Annotated in this window: 6 protein-coding genes; 2 read left to right on the plus strand and 4 right to left on the minus strand. The window is 75.2% G+C overall.

Annotation, left to right across the window (positions count from 1 at the left end; translation table 11 throughout):
- The 3 genes from AC0CYZ_RS05080 to AC0CYZ_RS05090 form a co-directional block, all read right to left on the minus strand.
- Positions 1-183: Clp protease N-terminal domain-containing protein (locus AC0CYZ_RS05080; RefSeq protein WP_472212961.1), on the minus strand; the 183-nt coding region annotated here is incomplete at its 3' end.
- Positions 184-584: 401 nt separating this feature from the next.
- A complete protein-coding gene (locus AC0CYZ_RS05085) occupies positions 585-959 on the minus strand; it encodes a nuclear transport factor 2 family protein (RefSeq protein ID WP_472212963.1) in 375 nt (124 codons plus the stop codon).
- Positions 956-1,687: a DUF4386 domain-containing protein gene (locus AC0CYZ_RS05090; RefSeq protein ID WP_472212965.1), complete on the minus strand. Its 732-nt coding sequence runs from the start codon at positions 1,685-1,687 to the stop codon at positions 956-958. Before AC0CYZ_RS05090 ends, AC0CYZ_RS05085 begins: the two co-directional genes overlap by 4 nt.
- Before the next feature lie 84 nt (positions 1,688-1,771).
- Here AC0CYZ_RS05090 and AC0CYZ_RS05095 point away from each other — a divergent pair, with 84 nt between their 5' ends.
- The gene (locus AC0CYZ_RS05095; protein WP_472212968.1) at positions 1,772-2,278 is read left to right on the plus strand and encodes a MarR family winged helix-turn-helix transcriptional regulator; all 507 of its coding nucleotides are present in this window, start codon (positions 1,772-1,774) and stop codon (positions 2,276-2,278) included.
- Positions 2,275-3,222: a ribose-phosphate diphosphokinase gene (locus tag AC0CYZ_RS05100; protein ID WP_472212972.1), complete on the plus strand. Its 948-nt coding sequence runs from the start codon at positions 2,275-2,277 to the stop codon at positions 3,220-3,222. Before AC0CYZ_RS05095 ends, AC0CYZ_RS05100 begins: the two co-directional genes overlap by 4 nt.
- A gap of 71 nt (positions 3,223-3,293) precedes the next feature.
- On the opposite strand, the gene AC0CYZ_RS05105 is transcribed toward AC0CYZ_RS05100, so the two are convergent.
- On the minus strand, positions 3,294-4,188 hold an 895-nt coding region (locus AC0CYZ_RS05105; protein ID WP_472212970.1), incomplete at its 5' end, for a mannosyltransferase YkcB-related protein.

Raw genomic sequence — 4,188 nt, forward strand, 5'->3', positions numbered from 1 at the left:
CTGGCGCACGCCCTCCAGGGCGATGCCCAGCGACTCGAGGGCCTTGGCGGCGACGCCTTCGCCCTCGTGGATCAGCCCGAGCAGGATGTGCTCGGTCCCGATGTAGTTGTGGTTGAGCATCCTGGCCTCTTCTTGGGCCAGGACGACCACCCGCCTCGCGCGGTCGGTGAACCTCTCGAACATTCGTCACTCCTGACTGCTGCGCCGGCGGACTCCCGCACACCGCCCCGCCGTTGCCGACGTGGCCCGCACGGACCCTGGCTGGTGCCCCCGCGACCCGGGCGCACCCGGAGCGCGTTGACTCGACACCGTACGACCATCGTAGTCGTCGTGGGCACCGCGACCGGGTGTCGCCGGTTGCAGCACCGTGACGGCGACCACGTGGATCACCGGTGAACGCACGTGGTCGGGGTGCGCTGGCGCCCACCCCGCACGGTCACCCGCTGGTCACCGCGTCGTGACCAACGATGCCGCGTCGAGCGCTGTTCCGTCACGGTGTTCGCGGACGGAGAACGCCCGGATCGGGTGGACGGTCGGAGGGCGGCCCGACGGGCGGCAGATCGTGCCGATCGGCGACGACGGCGTCACGCCGGCCCGCCGTCGGGCAGCGGCCCGGACAGGTGCAGTCCGCCGACCCGCCAGTCGCCGTCCTCGCGCCGCGCGACCAGGGTGAACCGGAACCGGCCGTCGGCGCGGTGCTCCCGGTAGCTCGCCCGCTGGTCCTGGATCCCGACGACGAGCGCGGTGTCGCCGTGCTCGCGGACCGAGCCGACCTCGAGCGTCAGCGACTCCGTCCGCAGTCCCCCGGCGTGCCGGCTGCGCCAGGCCGCCGCGTCGAGGACGAACCCGACGGGGCCGACGGCGAGGAAGTCCTCGGTGACGAGCTCCGCGGTCGCGGCGTCGTCACCCGAGGCCTCCGCGGCCTCCCAGCGACGGACGAGCGACTCGACGGGGCTCACCGGGCCACCTCCGACTCGCGCACCACGCCGGCCCCGCCGGACGCATCGGCCGCGCCGGCCCCGCCGACCCGCCGTCGCGTCACCGGCAGGACGGCACTCGCCCACACCAGCCACGCCAGCCCGCCGAAGCGGACGACCGGGAGCAGGAACGACAGCGCGGGCAGCACGAGCGACAGCACCGCCACCACGGCCGCGCCGGCCAGCACGAGCCCGACGACGGCGAGGGCACGCGGGCCGATCCGCCCCAGCAGCGTCGGGACCGCGACGCCCGCGATCAGCAGACCGAAGGCGACGACGAAGCCGGGGCCGCCCGCGGCGAACGCCAGCTCGGTCAGGGCGACGACGCCGCCGGTCGCGTCGGGCGCGAGGGCCGCGGTCGCGGCGGCCGCCCACCCCGCGGCACCGGAGAGCGCGAGCATCCCCGCGGCGAGCAGCCCGCCGGCCAGGCCGAGCGTCGGGCCGGCCACGCGCAGGCCGAGCCGATGGAGGCGGTGGTGGACGGTCGCGACCCAGACCGCGAACGGCACGGCCGAGGCGAGCAGGAGGGTCGCGGCGAGCTCCGCGGTCGTCGTGTGGTCGCGCAGCAGGGCGAGCGTCGTCGCCGGGTCCGCGCCGGGGCGGGTCCCGACCTGGAGGACGAGCGTCGCCAGCGTCAGCGCCGCCCAGGCCAGGCCGGGGGCGAGCAGGGGCGGCCCGCCGCGGCGGGCGTGGGTACCGGGGTCGGTCATCGTCGTTCCTTCGTATCGAGGATCGTTACAACTATGAACGATTAACCCTCAGGCACGGTATGTCAACCGCTACCATCCGGTTCCGTGGACGACCGAGGCCCGACCGGGGCCGCCTTCCTGCTGACCCAGCTCGGCACGCACGCCGCCCGGCGCTTCGGCGAGCGGGTCGCCGCGCTGGACCTGACGCCGCCGCAGGCCGGCCTGATCCGGGCGGTCGCGCAGGAGGGCGGGCGCAGCCAGCAGGCCCTCGCCGCCCAGCTGGGTACGCCCGCCACCCGCCTCGTCGCGCTCGTCGACGCACTGGAGGAGCGCGGCGTGCTCGAGCGGCGCCGCAACCCCGACGACCGACGGCTGTACGCGGTCCACCTCACCCGGGCGGGGGAGGCGCTGCACGACGACCTCGGCCGCGTCGCCGCCGAACACGAGGACGCCGTCCTGGCGACGCTGGCGCCCGCGGAGCGCCGCACCCTCGCCGAGCTGCTCGGCCGCGTCGCCGCCGCCGAGGGCCTGACCCCCGGGGTCCACCCCGGCTACCGTGATCTCCCGGCCGACGACCGCGGAGCCCAGGGGGTGCCCCCGTGCGCGACATGACGATCTTCTCCGGCTCGGCGCACCCCGAGCTCGCGGCGGCGATCTGTCGCGAGCTCGAGGTCCCGCTCTCGCCCTCGCGGCTCACCCGCTTCACGAACGACTGCCTCGAGGTCCAGCTGCAGGCGAACTGCCGCGAGCGGGACGTGTTCCTCGTCCAGCCGCTCGTCCCGCCGGTGCAGGAGCACCTCGTCGAGCTGCTGCTGATGACCGACGCGGCCCGGGGCGCGTCGGCCGCGCGGATCACCGTCGTCATGCCGCACTACGCCTACGCGCGGTCCGACAAGAAGGACGCCCCGCGGATCTCGATCGGCGGGCGGCTCGTGGCCGACCAGATCGTCGCGGCCGGCGCGGACCGCGTGCTCACCATGACGCTGCACTCGCCGCAGGTCCACGGTTTCTTCTCGGTGCCGGTGGACCACCTGCACGCGCTCCGCGAACTGGCGGCGCACCTGCGCGGGCTGGACCTGTCGAACGCCGTCGTGATCTCACCCGACCTCGGCAACGCCAAGGAGGCGAGCCGGTTCGCCCGCATCCTCGGGACCCCGGGTCACCCCGTGCCGGTCGCGGCGGCGGCCAAGCAGCGGATGCCGGACGACAAGGTCGAGATCTCCTCGATCATCGGCGACGTGCGGGGCCGCGACGTGATCGTCCTCGACGACGAGATCGCGCGCGGCTCGACGATCATCGAACTGCTCGACCGGCTCGAGGAGTACGACGTCGCCTCGGTGCGGGTCGCCTGCACCCACGGGCTGTTCACCGAGGGGGCGCTGAAGCGGATCGCCGAGCGCGACGAGGTCACCGAGATCTTCTGCACCGACACCGTGCCCCCGCCCGGCGGCGGCGACCACGAGAAGTTCACGGTCGTCTCGGTCGCGCCGGCGCTCGCCGAGGCGATGCGCCGGATCCACGACGGCGAGTCGGTGAGCGCGCTGTTCGACACGTAGGTGCGCTTCGCGCCCGTGAGCACTTTCGGGGCCTTATGACCCCGGAAAGTGCTCACGGGCGCGGAGCGCACCTAACACTCGTGCACCCGGAACGTCGGGTCCTTGGAGGGCAGCGCCCGGCAGTGCTGGTCCACCCACACCAGCCGCGGGTCGGTGCTCGGGAACGAGAGCACGGTGTGGAACCGGCCCGCGGCGACGTCGGCGCGGAGCTGGTCCAGCGTCGGCGAGGGACCGGTCCCGGTGAACCCGCCGATCGGGAGGACCTCGTCCCCGGTGGGGTAGGCGAAGACCGACGCGACCGCCGAGGACTGGACCGCCATCAGGTCCGGCGTCCCGCCGCGGGCACGCTCCAGGCCGGGCAGCGTGGCCGCCGCGACTCGGGGCGCCGCGACGAGCAGGACCCGGACCGCCCGGACCTCCCGGGCGGTCTCGAACGGCGTGTCGAACGCCCCGCCCCCGAGGGCGAGCAGCCACGCCGTGGCCGCGACCGGCAGGACCAGCACCGCCACCAACCCGACGACGAGCGCGCCCCGTCGGGCCGCCGCCACCAGACCCACCGCGACGAGCCCGAGCACGACGGCCACGACGACCGGGGTGATCAGCGGACGTTCCGACCCCAGCACCAGGACCGCCCCGTAGGCGACGGTCCCGACGACGGCGAGGGCGGTCACCACCCGTGCCCCGGCCGTCCCGCGCACGTCCCGGACGTGGACGAACGCCACCCCGAGCGCGCCCGCGATCGCGGGCGCGTGCGTCGCCCCGTAGTAGACGTTGACCACCGCGCCGGCGGTGAACGCGACGCCGTACGCGAGCAGCCAGAGCCCGAAGAGCAGGTAGGCCGCCCGCCGCGGGTCGGTGCGCGGGGCGGCGCGCAGCGCCCAGAGCCCGACCACGACGGCGAGCACCGCCGCGGGCAGGAGCCAGCCCGTGGACCGCGCGAGGGCGCCGACGACCAGCCGGTCCCAC

The sequence above is a fragment of the Actinomycetospora sp. genome (genome assembly GCF_055612215.1).